This window comes from Gordonia sp. ABSL11-1, assembly GCF_030315685.1.
GTDB lineage: Bacteria > Actinomycetota > Actinomycetes > Mycobacteriales > Mycobacteriaceae > Gordonia.
This window is the reverse complement of record NZ_JASXSI010000027.1, coordinates 1-15170: the sequence shown is the minus strand read 5'-3', so window position 1 is coordinate 15170 and position 15170 is coordinate 1. Positions and strand designations below refer to the sequence as shown.

14 protein-coding genes and 2 pseudogenes are annotated in these 15170 nt (G+C 66.7%); 5 read left to right on the top strand and 11 right to left on the bottom strand.

The features are described 5' to 3' along the window. Positions 1-46 precede the first annotated feature (46 nt). From QSJ19_RS22695 to QSJ19_RS22650, 10 genes and pseudogenes are all read right to left on the bottom strand, one after another. Positions 47-1231: an aromatic ring-hydroxylating oxygenase subunit alpha gene (locus QSJ19_RS22695; protein ID WP_286323265.1), complete on the bottom strand. Its 1185-nt coding sequence runs from the start codon at positions 1229-1231 to the stop codon at positions 47-49. Continuing rightward, positions 1228-2370, bottom strand: coding sequence for an N-methyl-L-tryptophan oxidase (gene solA, locus QSJ19_RS22690; protein WP_286323319.1), 1143 nt, complete (start codon positions 2368-2370; stop codon positions 1228-1230). The genes QSJ19_RS22695 and solA overlap by 4 nt, the downstream gene beginning before the upstream one ends. A gap of 2 nt (positions 2371-2372) precedes the next feature. Then, positions 2373-4811: a GcvT family protein gene (locus tag QSJ19_RS22685; RefSeq protein ID WP_286323264.1), complete on the bottom strand. Its 2439-nt coding sequence runs from the start codon at positions 4809-4811 to the stop codon at positions 2373-2375. A 283-nt stretch (positions 4812-5094) separates the two neighbouring features. Beyond that, positions 5095-5945, bottom strand: a pseudogene (locus QSJ19_RS22680) (LLM class flavin-dependent oxidoreductase). Positions 5946-5995: 50 nt separating this feature from the next. Further along, on the bottom strand, positions 5996-6235 hold the full coding sequence (locus tag QSJ19_RS22675; RefSeq protein WP_286323263.1) for a three-helix bundle dimerization domain-containing protein: 240 nt from the start codon (positions 6233-6235) through the stop codon (positions 5996-5998). A 303-nt stretch (positions 6236-6538) separates the two neighbouring features. Beyond that, positions 6539-7582, bottom strand: a complete 1044-nt coding sequence (locus QSJ19_RS22670) for an NAD(P)-dependent alcohol dehydrogenase (RefSeq protein ID WP_286323262.1) — start codon at positions 7580-7582, stop codon at positions 6539-6541. 98 nt (positions 7583-7680) lie between these two features. Next, a complete protein-coding gene (locus tag QSJ19_RS22665; protein ID WP_286323261.1) occupies positions 7681-8082 on the bottom strand; it encodes a globin domain-containing protein in 402 nt (133 codons plus the stop codon). After that, complete coding sequence (tatA, locus tag QSJ19_RS22660) at positions 8079-8294, bottom strand: Sec-independent protein translocase subunit TatA (protein ID WP_286323260.1); 216 nt, start codon at positions 8292-8294, stop codon at positions 8079-8081. The genes QSJ19_RS22665 and tatA overlap by 4 nt, the downstream gene beginning before the upstream one ends. Before the next feature lie 4 nt (positions 8295-8298). After that, positions 8299-9234: a cutinase family protein gene (locus QSJ19_RS22655; RefSeq protein WP_286323259.1), complete on the bottom strand. Its 936-nt coding sequence runs from the start codon at positions 9232-9234 to the stop codon at positions 8299-8301. Positions 9235-9264: 30 nt separating this feature from the next. Beyond that, positions 9265-10488, bottom strand: a complete 1224-nt coding sequence (locus tag QSJ19_RS22650; RefSeq protein WP_286323258.1) for an oxygenase MpaB family protein — start codon at positions 10486-10488, stop codon at positions 9265-9267. 220 nt (positions 10489-10708) lie between these two features. Between QSJ19_RS22650 and QSJ19_RS22645 the strand changes: the two genes are divergently transcribed. The 3 genes from QSJ19_RS22645 (at position 10709) to QSJ19_RS22635 (ending at position 12646) form a co-directional block, all read left to right on the top strand. Continuing rightward, positions 10709-11374 (top strand): TetR/AcrR family transcriptional regulator, encoded by a 666-nt coding sequence (locus tag QSJ19_RS22645; protein ID WP_286323257.1) that lies wholly within the window; start codon positions 10709-10711, stop codon positions 11372-11374. 263 nt (positions 11375-11637) lie between these two features. Continuing rightward, on the top strand, positions 11638-12141 hold the full coding sequence (locus QSJ19_RS22640; RefSeq protein WP_286323256.1) for a neutral zinc metallopeptidase: 504 nt from the start codon (positions 11638-11640) through the stop codon (positions 12139-12141). 28 nt (positions 12142-12169) lie between these two features. Further along, the gene (locus QSJ19_RS22635) at positions 12170-12646 is read left to right on the top strand and encodes a glutathione peroxidase (RefSeq protein ID WP_286323255.1); all 477 of its coding nucleotides are present in this window, start codon (positions 12170-12172) and stop codon (positions 12644-12646) included. Between the two features lie 4 nt (positions 12647-12650). Here the strand turns inward: QSJ19_RS22635 and QSJ19_RS22630 are convergent, their stop codons facing one another. Further along, positions 12651-13841: an ROK family protein gene (locus tag QSJ19_RS22630; RefSeq protein WP_353507171.1), complete on the bottom strand. Its 1191-nt coding sequence runs from the start codon at positions 13839-13841 to the stop codon at positions 12651-12653. 51 nt (positions 13842-13892) lie between these two features. Here QSJ19_RS22630 and QSJ19_RS22625 point away from each other — a divergent pair. Then, positions 13893-14459, top strand: a pseudogene (locus QSJ19_RS22625) (MFS transporter); the annotation flags it as partial. A gap of 106 nt (positions 14460-14565) precedes the next feature. Further along, positions 14566-15078, top strand: a complete 513-nt coding sequence (locus QSJ19_RS22620; RefSeq protein WP_286323322.1) for an MFS transporter — start codon at positions 14566-14568, stop codon at positions 15076-15078. Positions 15079-15170 lie beyond the last annotated feature (92 nt).

Here is a 15170-nt window from a genome sequence, read left to right as displayed (position 1 = left end):
CGACCTCCGATCCGGTCAGGCCGGTCACCGCGGGGCCGATGACCAGTCACTTCTCGCTCGTCCGGGCGAGTCTCTCGACCGTCCAGCCGTGGAACTCGGCGATGTGGTGCTCCGAGGGGACCAGGACACCGCCGCGACGATAGGCCCGCGAGGCCATCGCCGGCTGGGTGCGCTCGCACGCGTCGAAGTCCTGTTCGTTCACGCGGTGGAACAGCTCTGCGGACCGCTCGACGTCACGCCCCTGCGCGACCACGTCGGGCATGTAGAGCCAGTCGCATCTGACGATGGTGCGATCGGCGGCCATCGGATACATGCGGTGGACGATCACGTGGTCGGGCACGAGATTGATGAACACCGTCGGCCGCACGGTGATCGCGTAGTACCGGCGATCCTGCTCCGGGGTGACCCCGGGGATCGGGGTGAGGCCGGAGCTGCCGTCGACCGTGAAACCCTCGACACCCTCGCCGAACTCCGCACCGTGGCCGACATAGTACTGCGCGGCGAATCCGCCCGCGAATTCCGGTAGGACCTCGGTCAGTTCGGGATGGATGGTGGCGCAGTGATAGCACTCCATGAAGTTCTCGACGATCAGCTTCCAGTTGGCCGCGACGTCGTAGGTGACGCTCTTGCCGACGGCGAGTTCATCGATCCGGTAGTTGTCGATCGCGGTGCTGTCACCGAGGCGGCCGGTGACCACATCCATCACGTCGTGCTCGAACGAGGGCGGGTCGTCGGCGAGACACACCCACGCGTATCCGAGCCATTCGCGGATCGCGACCTCGATCAGCCCATAGCGCCTGCGGTCGATGGCTTCGCCGTCCTCATCGGTGAGACTGCCGAGATTCGGTGCGGCGAAGAGCTTTCCGTCGAGCCGGTAGGTCCAGGCGTGGTAATGGCAGCGGAGTCCCCGGGGCGCCGTGCCGGAGTCCTCGGTGCAGAGCATGGCGCCGCGGTGCCGACAGATGTTGAGGAAGGCGCGTAGTTCGCCGTCGCGACCGCGGACGATCAGTACGCTCTCACGCCCCACCTGCACCTTGCGGAAGGCGCCCGGCGTCGGGAGATCCGCGGTGCGCACGGCACACATCCACATCTCTTCGAAGATGTGTTCCTGCTCGGCGCGGAAGATTCCTGGGTCGCAATAGTATTCGCCACCGAGAGTGGGGAGCAGCGAGGAGAGGGTCGGGTCGGGACGCCCGACGTCGGCAGCGGGCGAGTCGTCGAAGATCGTCATGCGGTCACCAATCGCTGTGGGTCGAAGAGTCCGATGGGGTGGGAGGTGGAACCGGTGGTCGCCAGGTCGGCGAGCACCTCGCCGACGACGGGCACGAACTTGAATCCATGACCCGAGAAGCCGCATGCGACGGTCACATTCGTCAGTGCGCTCGGTCGGGCGATGACAAAGTGCTCGTCGGGCGTGTTCGAGTACATACAGGTGGCGGTGTGCACGGCAGGTCCGGTCAGCGCGGGCAGCAGATCGCCGGCACGCTCACGCATCTCGTCGATCTCCTGCTCGGACACCTCGCGGTCGATGGTGTCGGGGGTGCACTCCCTGCCCTTCCGGAAGAACGCCACCTTCACCCCACCGGACGGCCCGTCGATCGCCGGGAAGCCGTAGAACTGTGGTCCCCCGGCGTGCTCGCTGATGAAGATCGGTTGCTGCTCGAACGGTTCGGTGCCGCAGTCGGGGTCGAGCCAGTACAGGACCTGGCGTTCGACCGTGATCGGGATGCCGAGATCGGTCAGCAGCTGCGGTGCCCACGCGCCGGGGCAGATGACGAGCTGTCCTGCCGTGTACGTTCCCTCGGCGGTCGTCACCGTGACTTCCGAAGGGCCGTCGGACCATTCGACGACCTGCTCGCCGAAATGCAGAGTCGCACCCGCACGCGCTGCGAGGTCGAGGTGGGCCGCGACGGTCATCTCGGGCCGCGCGAACCCGGCCTTCGCCTCGTACAGCGCGACGTCGTCGTCGGCGAGGGCGAAGGTCGGGAACCGGCGACGGACGTCGGCGGCACTGAGCATCTCGTGCGGCAGATCCCATTCCTCGGCGGCACGCCGACTGCCCGCGACAGTGAGGCAGTCCGGTGACCCGAGGAAGAGTCCGCCGGTCATCCGATAGACCTCGAGTCCGGTGGCGTCGGCGAGTTCCTGCCACAGTTCGTAGGCCCGTAGTAGCAGTGGCACATAGGCGGGATCCTCGAAGTAGGACTGGCGGATGATCCGGGAGCCGCCGTGACTCGACCCGCGATCGTGTGCGGGAGTGTACTTCTCGAGCCCGAGGACGCGCTGACCCCGCCGGGCGAGGTGATAGGCGGCGGCACTGCCCATCCCGCCGAGGCCGACGACGATGACGTCGAAGCCGATGTCGTTCATGCTCATCTCCGGATCAGGGTCATGTCGGGATCGACGACGGGTTCCGCGTGGACCGTGGCCGAGTACGTCCGATCGAGGTAGGCGACGGTGACGCTCGCGCCGACGGGGGTCGCCGTCGGCAACCAGGCGTAGGCGATGGAACGGCCGATGGTCGCGGAATATCCTGCGCTGGTGACATATCCGACGACGGTGCCGTCGATGGCAACCGGCTCCTTACCGAGGACGACGGCGATGGGATCGTCGAACACGATGCTGCGCAGCGTTCGTTCGGTCTCTGGCGCGACATCGAGTGCTGCCTTCCCGACGAAGCCGCCTTTGCGTCGGCTCACCGCGAACCCGACGCCGGCCGCATCCGGGAGGTGTTCGGAGGTCATGTCGGTGCCCCACGCCCGGTACCCCTTCTCCATGCGCAGGCTGTTGAACGCGATCCGTCCCGCGGCGATGGCACGGTACGGACGTCCGGCGTCGAACAGCAGATCCCAGAGAGCCGCACCGTATTCGGCGGTGGTGTAGATCTCCCAGCCGAGCTCGCCCACGTAGGAGACCCGGAGCATGGTGACCGGGATGCTGCCCACGTACGTCTCGAGTGCGCGGAAGTATCCGAACGCCTCGTGTGAGATGTCGGCGACGGCCAGGGGCGCGACGAGATCCCGTGCACGCGGGCCCCAGACGCCGACACAGCAGGTGCCGCCGGTGATGTCGCGGATGGTGACGTCGGCGTGGGCGGCGTGGCGGAGCATCCGGTCGAGATCGAGCGGACCGTTGGCACCCACCTGGAATCGATCGGTGGCCAGCCGCGCCACGGTGAGATCGCTGAGGACGCCGCCGTTGTCGTCGAGCATCAACGTGTAGCTCACCGAGCCGACTCGCCTGTCGACGTTGTTGGTCGTGAGTCGCTGCAGGAAGGCGCAGGCCTCGTCGCCGGCGACCTCGTAGCGCGTGAGCGGTGTCATGTCGTAGAGGGCGACGTGCTCGCGGGTCCATCGTGCCTCCGCGATGGAGATCGGCGACCAGTAGCGTCCTGACCAGTCGTCGCGGTCGGGGAAGGCGACTCCGTCGGTGGAGAGTTCGTCGATCAGGACCGCGTTCTCGGCATACCAGGCCGGCCGTTCCCAGCAGGCGCCCTCGTAGAAGTGCGCGCCCAGTTCCCGCTGCCGATGGTGGAAGGGGCTGACCCGTAGATCCCGTGGCGCCGAACGGTACTGGTGAGGGTGGACGATGTCGTAGACTTCGACGAACGCCTGCGAGCTCGTCGCCAGGATGAAGTCGGGGCTCTTCGCCGCGTCCTCGAACCGGTAGAGATCGCATTCGTGGACATCGGTGGACGGTGCGCCGTCGACGATCCACTCGGCCATCGCCTTCGCCACCCCGGCCGAATGGGTCACCCAGACCGCCTCGGCCACCCAGAAGCCCGGCAGCTCACGGTGTTCGCCCATGATCGAGAACCCGTCGGGGGTGAAGGAGAAGATGCCGTTGAATCCCTCGTCGACCTTGGTGTCGCCGAGGGGCGGGAGCAGGGCCACGCTCTGCGTCCAGGCCTCGTCGAAGTCGGACTCGGTGAAGGGCAACATCGACGGCATCGCCTCGCCGGCGGTGTCGGTGAGCAGGGTGTCCATGTCGACGGGCATGGGACGATGCCCGTAGTAGCCGATGCCGAGTCGGTCACCGTGCTCGCGGTAATACAGGTCGTGGTCCTGATGGCGCAGGATCGGCATGTGCGCCTCGGTGCCGGTGAGCCCGGCGCGACGGAGTTCGCTGACCTGTCCGGTCTTGGCGTACTGATGTGCCATCGGCACGAGGGGAACGGTGAGCCCGACCTGCTCACCGAGCCGTGCCCCCCAGAATCCGGCGGCGGAGACGACGATGTCGGCGTCGACGACCTCGCCCGATGCTGTGCGCACACCGGCGACGCGGCCACCGCGTTCGACGATCTCGACGACCTCCTGCCCGCCGACGAACCGGGCGCCGCGCTCCATCGCGCGTTCGGCCTGCACGGTCACCGCGCGGACCGCGCGTGCGAGCCCGTCGTCGGGGGTGTGGAACCCACCCTCGATCCGGTCGACGTCGAGCAACGGATTGAGTGCGGCGCACTGCTGCGGATCGAGCAGGGTTCCACGTACGCCCCAGGACTGCGCCCACCCGTGCTTGCGGTGCAGATCGGTCCAGCGCTGTGGTGTCGACGCGACCTCGAGCCCGCCCACCTGGTCGAACGCGTCGAGGCCGACGAACTTCTCGACGGTGTAGCGCGCGAATTCCGTCATCGTCTTCGACGGATTGGTCTGGAAGACGAGTCCGGGCGCGTGTGAGGTCGATCCGCCTGTGGAGAACAGAGGACCGCGGTCGAGCACCGTGACGTCGGTGCACCCGCGGGCGGTCAGTTCGTCGGCGAGTGATGAGCCGACGATGCCGGCGCCGATGATGATGATGGTGGGCTGGACCATGAAAACCCCTGTTGCGTGATAGGCAACGAATGCGTGTTACGCAACAGGATGAGCGTGTAGCGGGTTGCTGTCAACCGATGCAGCGCCCTCAGCGTGGCGCCGTCATCTGGAAGATCCCTGTCAGCTCGGCCAGTTCCGCGGGCGGCGCGACGACACCGACGACCCAACTGCCGAGTCCGACGGCGGTCATCATCACGAACAGTCCGACGATCAGGAGTCCAGCGACACGACGATTCCGCGTGCACTCGACGACGAACCGATGCGCTGGCGATGCGTGACCCGCTCATCTCAGACCGCGGGACACCACGGACTCGAGCACGTCGAGGGGCGCGCGATACGGCTCGGAGTCCCGGGGCCAATGCACGATCACGTCGGTGAACGAGAGTTCGTCGGCGCGGCCCACCATCTCGTCGAACAGGTCGACACTCTCCAGTGCGTTGCGGGGCGAGGCATCGAGGCTGAGATACCGCGGGACGCTGGTCGCGCCGTCGGCCACTGCCTGGTCGAAGGTCGCGACGCTGCCGGCGATGCCGTCGAACCAATCGTCGAGCGAGTCCGCGCCGGTCCCGGTGGTGATCCAGCCGTCGCCGGCGCTTGCCGCGAAGCGGACCGACCGGGGTCCGTTGCCTGCCAGGAGCATCGGGACGCGATCACGCACACTGCCGCCGACCAGTCGCATGTCGCGTGCACGGTAGTATTCGCCGTCGATCGACACGTGGTCGTCGCGCAACGTCCGATCGAGGATGCCGGCGAACTCCTGGAACCGGTCCACGCGTTGGCGGACCGTCAGGCCGGGTTGACGAGGAGCGTGTCGTCGGGCGTTCCCCCGACTCCGAGCCCCAGGAGAAATCGTCCGTCGGAGATGTCGACAAGTGTCTGCACCTCCCGGGAGAACGAGACCGGGTGGCGGAAGTTGGGGGACACCACGAATGCGCCCAACGCGATCCGCTCGGTCACTCCGGCGGCCGCCGTCAGGGTGGGGACGCAGGAGAACCATTGCGAGTCGGGCAGTCCGCCCCAGACGAGATGGTCGTACGTCCACGCATGATCGAAGCCCATCTCCTCGGCGCGCTGCCAGAGAGGCCGAGTCTGTGACCAGGATCGATCAGGCAGGATGCAGATTCCGAAGCGCATGATTGGACGGTACCGGCCGCACGGCCGCGCCCACAGGCGTGATGGTGCGGCTACTCGCCGTGGGCGGGCGGTACCTCGGCCGGATCGTCCATCACGTCGTCCCCGCCGAGTGCTTTGTTGGCGCGGCGCTCGACGAGGAGCGGGACGAAATCACGGACGCGGATCCCCTCGAAATGCTGATGGGCGTCCTTCACCGCCAGCGCGGCATCGTCGGGGCGTTTGTGGGAGTACAGTCCGATCAAACGGTCCTGCACCTGGCTGATCTGACGCAGCTCGTCATTCGCGTCCATGCCATAACGCTAGTCACGCCCGGGTCGTCGGGCCGGTTGCGGCGGATTCGTTCATCGAACGTTCACGGGGCCGAGACGTGACCTCGACACCGGCGAGTCGTCCCTGCCACGGTCGTGACCGGGATGATTCAGCGTCGACACCACCCCCGGAATACCCGGGATACCGGACCTGTCACGAAGGTGGTGTGTCCTCACCGATCGCGGGGGAGGGCAGGGCGATCCGCTCGGCGTCCGCGACACTACTGACGACGGTGGGCCGCGAGTCTCCCGGCAGGTGAACAGTCGGTGAATCGGCCCGCCGGCTCACGCGGGCACGACGACGGCTCGTCCGCGGAGTTCGTTGGCGGCCAGCTTCCGGTAGGCCTCGACGCCGTCGTCGAGTGAGAACTCCTGGACCGCCACGTCGAGGACGCCGTCCCGGGCGAGGTCGAGGACCTCGATCAGCTCGCTGCGCGAACCCCAGTACGGCGCGCGCACCGACACCTCGTATGGCTGGGTCCAGAAGCCGACCTTTGCCGCAGCCACACCGTCTCCGATGCCGACGATGGTCACGTCACCCATCGTCCCGACGACGCCGAGGGCGGTGTCGATCGTGGGCTGATATCCGACGAAGTCGAAAACTGCTGTAGCGCCATCCTTTCCGGTGATACTCCGGACGTTGGCCACCGCGTCCGCATCGCTGAGAACGGTCTCATGCGCTCCGACCTCGCGGGCGAACGCCAACTTCTCCTCGGTGACGTCGAGCGCGATGACGCGGGACGGTGTCAGGTGACGGAGCATCTGGATCGCGACGTGTCCGAGTCCGCCGGAGCCGATGACGACGGCCGTGGTGCCGCCGACGAGTTTGCCCAACGACGGTTTGATCGCGTGATACGGGGTGAGGCCGGCGTCGGTCAGCGGCACCGTCCGGACGGGATCGAGGTCGCCGATCGGCACCAGGTGGCGCGGGTCGTCGACGATCATGTACTCGGCCATGGCGCCGTCGACGCCGAGCCCGGGTGGCGCGATCTGGAGCTCTGCCGCTCTGCTGCAGTAGTTCTCGAGCCCGCGCGAACAGAAGTGGCAGACGCCGCATCCCCAAGGTCCGTACACCGCGACCGCGGTGCCCTCGGCCACGCTGTCCACACCGCTGCCCGTCTCGGCGACGACACCGACGCCCTCGTGGCCGAGCGTCATGGGAAGCGGATAGGGAAAACCGTCCTCGGGCATGTTCAGCACGAAATCGTCGGAATGACAGGCGCCCGCGGCGGTGACCTTCAGCAGGACCTGCCCCGGGCCGGGAGTCGGTCGTTGCACCTCACGCAGTTCGGGTTCGTTTCCGGGTTTGACGATCTGGATGGCCTTCATGCCTCACACCTCTCGATACGCTCGCCCCCTGACCTCCGTCCTACCCTCGTATCGATCGGCGCGCATGTGTTCTGTCGCCGACGACACAGTCGCCGCCCTCACTCTGACGGATACCCGTCCACCATCATCGACGAGACCGCGGTGAGTGCATCGGTCCAGGCATCGCTCATCTCGGAGGTCCACGCGTCGCCGCCGATCTCGGCCATCGCGGCGATCATGCATTCGCCGACCGCGTCGTACATCGGTGGTGTCACGCCCATCCCGGCGTGACGACGACCCAGCCAGCCCAGGTTCGACGACAACCACTCGGCGTTGTCGAGGTGGTCGAGAACCGAGATGATCGCCGTCCGCAACATGTCGGCCTGAGTCGTGATGTCGCGCCGGAACATCGGCTGTACGGCGGGATATCGGGCGAACAGTATCTCGTAGAACCGGAGCGTCAGACCGTCGTCGGGGAGATCGACGATCGCGAGACTCTCCTCGAGGAGCTGCCTGTTCACCGGCGCTCGGTCGATTCACGCTCGATGGACGGGGCGGATGAGGTCTTCTCGGAGTCGCCTCGGTCGGCGTCGTGCAGTTCCGCGACTTCGGACTTGAAGACCCGCAGTGAGCGGCCGATGCCGCGCGCCGCGTCCGGTAGTCGTTGTGAGCCGAACAGGATCACGAAGACCAGCGCGACGACGACGATGTGCCAGGGTTGGAGGGCTCCCATGGTGTCACTCCTTGTGAAGGGGCTGTGGTACGGACGAGGGTGGTGTGGATGTCAGCTGTGCGAGGAACTGGTGGGCCCACCTCACCGCGGAGATGCCGGGCTGCACCTCGAATTCCCCGTAGTCGGTGTGGACACCGGACTGGATGAACTGGTTGAAGACGATGATCTGTTGTCGGGCACGCTGATTGCTGACCTCCCGCCCGACTGCGCCGATGCCGCCCGTCGAGAGCATCTCGTCGAGGATGGCTCCGGCCTCGGCCTGGTACTGACTCATCTGGCTCGGGGTCGGGTCACTGGTCTCGGCGAGATACCCGACGATGCGAGTCACGTAGTACTCGCGAGGTGTGTTGCAGTAGAGATCTTTCGGAGCGCAGATGGTGAAGGTGCGGCTGCGCAGGCGGCCCATTCCGGACAGCCGGGGACCGCCGCTGCCCTGACCGGCCAGCGCCGGACCGACGATGGTGTCCCGACTGGAACGTCGAGGGTCGGAGAGCAATACGACGCCGGCGACCTGATCGGGCCGGATCGCCCCGCGCCCGTTGCCGATCTCGGCGGCGACGTCTCCGGCGGCGTCAGCGCCCTGGCTGTATCCGGTGAGTGCGACCTTGGTGCGGGGACATCTGCGCAGCATCATCGTCGCGAGGCCGGTGGTGTTGGCCACCGCCTGGGCCTTGGATCGACCGTAGATGGCCTTCTCCCAGGGGAATGCGGTGGCGTCGTAACCCACATAGGTTGACCGGGTGCGAGGTCCCAGACCGTCGGTGACCGCCCGGAGGATGCCGGGTTCGGCGATGTCGGCCCACGTACCAGGGATCGCCAGCACATAGAGGTCAGGGCAGAGGGGACGAAGTGTCGGCAGGGGCGCTGCCGTCGCGGTGGACGGGATGACGAGTCCCGCCACCACAACGGCGAGCGTCACGAGCCACGTGCGCAGGGACATGGATCGCTCGTTCGCGCGAGTGGCGCGGGATCAGTTGTAGTGCGGGTTGTTCAACACCGGGATCTCGATGTTGATCGGCATCCGCAGTTCGGACATGTAGAAGAGGACGAACTGGCGGAGGAACTCGTCGAACAGCCAGTACGCCTCCTTGGGCATCCCGACGTTGAGCAGTCCCTCCCGCACGAGGACGAAAGGGCCCCAAGCAGTCTCGAGGAGGGGGCTCCACACGGGCTCGCGCGGGATCGCGTACCAGTCGGCGACCTTGTCGCCCAGCATGAACCGGGTGAGGGCGCCGAGGACGCCACGGGACAACAGACTCAGATCGAGGTTCATGCCCAGGTCGAGCAGGATGTCGGCGAGCTTCTTGCCCTCGGGTGTCGGCGCGAGAATCGGATCGAGTACCTGTTTGGCCTGGGAGTCGGCCTGATTCCAGGAGGCCGGGATGTACTGGTCGTCTACTCCGAGCATGGCAGCGCTGACCTGCCACGAATGCAGAAAGCCCGCTGATTCGTCGGCCGCGATCGGCACATTCCACTTGTCGAGCATCCGCATCACGGTGGTCGGCAGGCTGTGCCAGGTGACCATGATGTCGGCCTGGCTGATCGGCTTCTTCTCCGGTGCGGCGTGCACCCACCACGGTGACTGCGGGAGGAGGTGTCGCACGGCCGCATGAGCCAGACGGGTCTTCACGCAGGTGACGATCATCTCGCCGTCGGGGCGGTAGGCGTTCAGCGAGCCGATGTCATATCCGAGTTTCGCGGTCTTGGTGATGCGGTCCTTCATGTCCGCACCGCCCTTGGAGTAATAGACCGCGCGGGCCTCCTTGGGGATGACCGTGCTCATCATGCCGCTCGCGAACCCGTAGAGCACGCCGAGGTAGGTGCCGCGCTTCTGGTTGAAGCGCACCGCCGTCTCGAGTTTGCCGCGATCCGTCCACGCCGGCAGTTGCCGAGCATGTTCCATGAAGTCACGCAGATCGTTGGGCAGACCGGCGGGCAGCGGCTGCCCGTTCTTCGTCCAGGAACGCAGGATGCTGTTGACCTTCGGGACGTCACCCCGCTCCAGAAGGGCCGCCACGACCGGATCGGCATCCACGTCCCAGACACCCCTCGGGTCTGCGCCGCTGCCGGTCCCAGGCACTGAACCCGCTGGTGACCACGTCCACGGTGTGGACGGCGCGACCGCTGCGATCGCTCCGGCCGCCCCTACCGTGCCCCCGACCTTCAACAGGTTTCGCCTGCTCAGATTCTCCATCTCACTTCTCCCGTCTATCGCCACCCGACTCGATGACGCGATGACACAAAAGCTGTATCTCTGTTACATAGGTGTAGCACGTAGTGATTCTGAACACACGCGTTTTCTGATGATTGATTGGCGGCGCGGTATGCTTCGGCCACGGCCGGGGATCGAACGGCGAGGGGATCGTGTGGAATCTGGACATGCCGCCGCGGGTCGATCGGGCCCGGCGGCCGACATGGACTCATCGTCCGTGAGATCGCGATCGCTGCTGGAGCGGGCGTACGTCGCCGTCGTCGGAGGTGATGTGACCGAACCCGACGACGACCCCACCAGGACCAAGTTGCTCGACGCCGCGTTCGACCAGTTCTGTCGAATGGGCATCCAGCGGTCCTCGATGGAAGAGGTTGCGCGCCGGGCAGGGCTGTCGCGGATCACGATCTACCGCAAGTTCACCACCAAGGACGATCTCGTCGAGCAGGTGATCCTGCGGGAGTTCCGCCGCTACTTCCTCCAGTTCCTCGCCGACATCAGCAGCGCCGAGACCGCCGCTGAGCGGGTGGTGTTCGGATTCGTCAGCTCGCTGCGGTCCATCCTCGACAACCCGCTCATCGGTGGTCTGATCGAGACCGAACCGTCCCTGCTCGCCGGTTCGATCGGTGCCGACGACGGCCGGATGCTCGTCGCGGTACGGCAGTTCGTCGCCGAACAGCTCCGCACTGAGCAGCGGGCAGGCAACATCGCCACCGAACTCGACACGGAGTTGACCGCCGAGGTGATGGTCCGGATCTCGAACTCGTTCCTCACCGTTCCCAGTCAGCTGATCGACGTGCACGACGACGATCAGCTCGCCGCGATCGCCCGTCAGTACCTCGTACCCATGTTGGAGCCGCACCTGTCATGAATCGTCGCGACCACGGCGAGTCAGGCGGAGTCGTGATCACACGCATGAGATTGATCTCGGTCGTGCTCGTGGCAATCGGGATCGTCTGTGTCGCTGTATCTTCCGCCGATGCTGCGCCGTGGGGTACGGTGCCGGTCCAGTCAGATGTCGCTGGGTGCCGAGGCGAGTATGGGGCCCTCGAGAACGTCTCGTGCGCCGTCGCGCTGACTCAAAGATGGCTCTCGCACACGGGCCGGTCCTCGGTGGTGCAGGAGACGGTGCGGGTGACGAATCCGGCCGCCGGGGTGTCGTGGAGTCCAGAGAACCGTGATGTGTGCGTCTATGCCGAACTCGGCGCGGTCATCGCTCTCGGCCTGCATCACTGCAACAAGGTGACCTTCTACAACCCGACCTCGGACGCCGAGCTGATCCGGACGCGCAGCCGCGCGGTGACGACGTTGGTCCACGAGTCGAGCCATGGCGTACAGGAGTCCGTCGGTCTGAGGCCGGTGTCGGCGACGATCACTGCGCTGGCGTTCGGGCGTACCGCCGAGATCAGGACGATGGAGCTCGCGAGCGACTGCTGGTCGGGTGCCGCGTGGACGTGGTTCATCGGGCAAGGCCATCTGTCCGTCGCGGATCGATCCGAAGCGATCACGTTCATGTACTCCCTGCCGGATCGCCCGACGCACGGAACTGGCCAGGAGCGCGGTCGGGCCTTCGAACGTGGCATCGTCGAAGGTGTTGCCGCATGCAATCAGATACTGGGACGGCCGGCCTACACCTGACCGGCACTTACCGAGGGGGCATCGACCCATGATCACCGCCTATGACTTCACCGCCGACGACATCGACGGCACGCCAGTGCCGCTGTCGGAGTACGCGGGCCTGCCACTGCTCATCGTCAACACTGCGTCGAAGTGCGGGTTCACCCCGCAGTACGAGGGCCTCGAGGCCCTGTATCGGGACTATTCGGAGCAGGGACTGCGTGTTCTCGGGTTCCCGTGCGATCAGTTCGCCCATCAGGAGCCGGGTGACGCCGACGAGATCAAGAACTTCTGCTCCCTCACCTACGACGTCACCTTCCCGATGTTCGCGAAGATCGACGTCAACGGGCCGGATGCGCATCCGCTGTTCGAGTCGTTGCGCTCGGAGAAGAGTGGCTTGCTCGGCGGGCGGATCAAGTGGAACTTCACCAAGTTCCTCGTCGGTCGGGATGGTCAGGTCGTCGAACGTTTCGCGCCGACGACGAAGCCGGCGAAGATGACCGGGGCCATCACGAAGGTGCTGTGACCGATCATCGGCGGTCAGCCCACGCCGCGATGGCGTCGACGGTGGTGATGTGGTCGACACCGCGCAGCGCCGCGCCGCGCAGCGGGCCGTCGTCGCCGTGGATGCCGTCGACGACGTCGGGCGGCAGGTGTTTCCGGAACGACATGAGGCCCCCGCGATAGGCGGTGTCGAACGGTTCGGGTGCTGCTGCCCGCAGCGCAGCCGCGAGACCGCCGAGGGTGACCATGTCGGGGTCGTGGATGTTGACCAGTCCCGCGATGCCACGGCCCAGCGAGCCGCTGACCCGGTCGAAGGCCTCCTGGATCGCGGGATCAGCACTCGCGCGCTGCGTCTCGAGTAGCTCGTATGTGTAGCGCAGGGGATTCTCGGGCGCCGGATCGCCGCGATGTCTCGCGAGCGCTCGCCCGTCGACGGTCAGATCCCAACAACCGTGTGCACCACAGGGACACAGCTGCGTGGGATCGCCGAACGGCACATGGCCGTACTCGCCGGCGCCGCCGTGGGCGCCGATCACCGGCACGCCGTCGACGACGAGTGCGCCACCCAGTCCGACGGCGATGATCAGGTGCAGCGCCGTGCCGACGCCGCGGGCCGAACCGGTGCGTGCCTCGGCCAGGCCGGCCAGCGTCGCGTCGTTGCCGACCAGAACCGGCGGGGCGGTCGGCGAGTCGTCGGCGGTCAGGCCCGTGAGGTCGACATCCGGCCAGTCGAGCGGGGTGAACTGGACCAGGCGGTCGTCGCGGACAGCACCGGCGACCGAGACGGACACGGCCCGGACGCGGTCGCCCTCGCGTCGACAGATGTCGTCGACGACACCGGAGATCTCGGCGAGGACGGGACCAGGGCGAGGACTCAGCGATGCGCCGGCGTACTCGATCCGGGGAACGGCGTCGACGGCCGCCGTCGCCACACGCCATCCCGTCAGACTCAACTCGACGGCGACGATCAGTGGGCCGGCCGGGTGGGCGTGCAGGACGGTCGTCGGGCGACCACGGCCCTGCGCCGGGGCGGGACTCTCGTCGAGCAGCTCGACCCGCCGCATGCGGGCCAACAACTCCGTCGCCGCGCCACTGCGGATACCCAGGTCGTGCGCGGCTGCGGCACGGGTGATGCCGGGTTGCGCGCGCACGATCTCGATCAGTCGCGCAGCCGTCAACCAGCGCCCGGCGCTCGGGCCGGCGGACGGGATGGACACCACGGCATTGTTGCATTTCCAATAAACTCGGTTCACGAGTATATTCTTGGAATGCCCACGACCAGCATCGATGTCACCGACACGCGACAGGGGGTTCGGCAGAACGCACCCGCGCTCCTCACCTTGGCGATCGCCGGCTTTCTCGCGGTGACGACCGAGATGCTCCCCGTCGGTCTGCTCCCGGCCATCGGGGGCGCGTTCGGCGTGGCGGACTCGGTCACCGGGCTGCTCATCACGGTCTTCGCCGTGATGGTCGCGGTGTTCGCGGTGCCGCTGACCATCGCCACCAAGCGGATCGCGCGCAAGCGACTGATCCTCGTGACGGTGGTCGGCTATCTGATCAGCAATGTCATGATCGCGGTCGCCCCGAGCTTCGCGGTCGTCGCCGCCGGGCGCGTGGTCGGCGGGCTGTCACATGCGCTGTTCTTCTCGGTGTGCATCGGTTATGTCCCGCGGCTCGTCGAGCACGGACAGGTCGGACGCGGCCTCGCGGTCGTCGCGGGCGGTACGACCGCGGGCTTCGTGCTGGGGGTTCCGCTCTCGACGGCGCTCGGTTCGGCGCTCGGATGGCGGAACGCGTTTGCCGTGCTCGCCGGTATCGCCGTGGTGGCCCTGGTGCTGATCCTCCGGTTCCTCCCGGCGGTCAGCGGGGTTCCGGGCGGGCCGCCGAATCGAGAAGTCCGGTGCACGTACCGATCTCGGCATTGTCGTTGTGTCCAACACAATGACGTTCGTCGGTCAGTACACCGTGTACACCTACATCAGCGTCGTGCTGTTGGCGTCGGGTGCGCAGGAGTCGTGGATCGGGCCGCTGCTGCTGCTGTGCGGTGTATGCGGCCTGATCGGTCTGGCCTGCGTCGGGCGGACGATCGATCGTCGTCCCCGCGCAACGGTTCTCACTGTTCTCGCCCTTCTCGCCGGCGCGATCCTGGCGGTGGGACTGACCCAGCAGTGGCTCATCGTGCTGGTGATTGCCGTCGTACTGTGGAACGGACTGTTCGGCGGGGTGCCGTCCATGTATCAGTCCGCGGCGGTACGGGCCCTGTCCGATGCCCCCGAGGTCGCCGGTGCATGGATCAACTCGACATCGAATGTCGGTATCGCCCTGGGCGCATTGCTCGGCGGCGTGATGCTTCCGACCGGTTCGGCGACGCTGTACCTGGCGTGTGTCGGCACGGCATTCGTCGTGGCAGGACTGGTGGTCGCCGTCCGTGGCAGGCGCGCGTTCCCAGGCTGAGCGGCGGATCACCAACAGCAGAGACGAACCGGCACCCGGCAGATCGCGTCTGCCGGGTGCCGGTGATGTCGCGTGCGACGGAATATTCGGGA

What these genes read in the sequence shown, in the direction of transcription:
- QSJ19_RS22675 (WP_286323263.1), bottom strand. Translation starts at nt 6,235, where the DNA reads ATGGACGCGAATGACGAGCTGCGTCAGATCAGCCAGGTGCAGGACCGT.
- QSJ19_RS22685 (WP_286323264.1), bottom strand. Translation starts at nt 4,811, where the DNA reads ATGGTCCAGCCCACCATCATCATCATCGGCGCCGGCATCGTCGGCTCA.
- solA (WP_286323319.1), bottom strand. Translation starts at nt 2,370, where the DNA reads ATGAACGACATCGGCTTCGACGTCATCGTCGTCGGCCTCGGCGGGATG.
- QSJ19_RS22695 (WP_286323265.1), bottom strand. Translation starts at nt 1,231, where the DNA reads ATGACGATCTTCGACGACTCGCCCGCTGCCGACGTCGGGCGTCCCGAC.
- tatA (WP_286323260.1), bottom strand. Translation starts at nt 8,294, where the DNA reads ATGGGAGCCCTCCAACCCTGGCACATCGTCGTCGTCGCGCTGGTCTTC.
- QSJ19_RS22620 (WP_286323322.1), top strand. Translation starts at nt 14,566, where the DNA reads ATGACGTTCGTCGGTCAGTACACCGTGTACACCTACATCAGCGTCGTG.
- QSJ19_RS22645 (WP_286323257.1), top strand. Translation starts at nt 10,709, where the DNA reads ATGGACTCATCGTCCGTGAGATCGCGATCGCTGCTGGAGCGGGCGTAC.
- QSJ19_RS22635 (WP_286323255.1), top strand. Translation starts at nt 12,170, where the DNA reads ATGATCACCGCCTATGACTTCACCGCCGACGACATCGACGGCACGCCA.
- QSJ19_RS22655 (WP_286323259.1), bottom strand. Translation starts at nt 9,234, where the DNA reads ATGTCCCTGCGCACGTGGCTCGTGACGCTCGCCGTTGTGGTGGCGGGA.
- QSJ19_RS22650 (WP_286323258.1), bottom strand. Translation starts at nt 10,488, where the DNA reads ATGGAGAATCTGAGCAGGCGAAACCTGTTGAAGGTCGGGGGCACGGTA.
- QSJ19_RS22670 (WP_286323262.1), bottom strand. Translation starts at nt 7,582, where the DNA reads ATGAAGGCCATCCAGATCGTCAAACCCGGAAACGAACCCGAACTGCGT.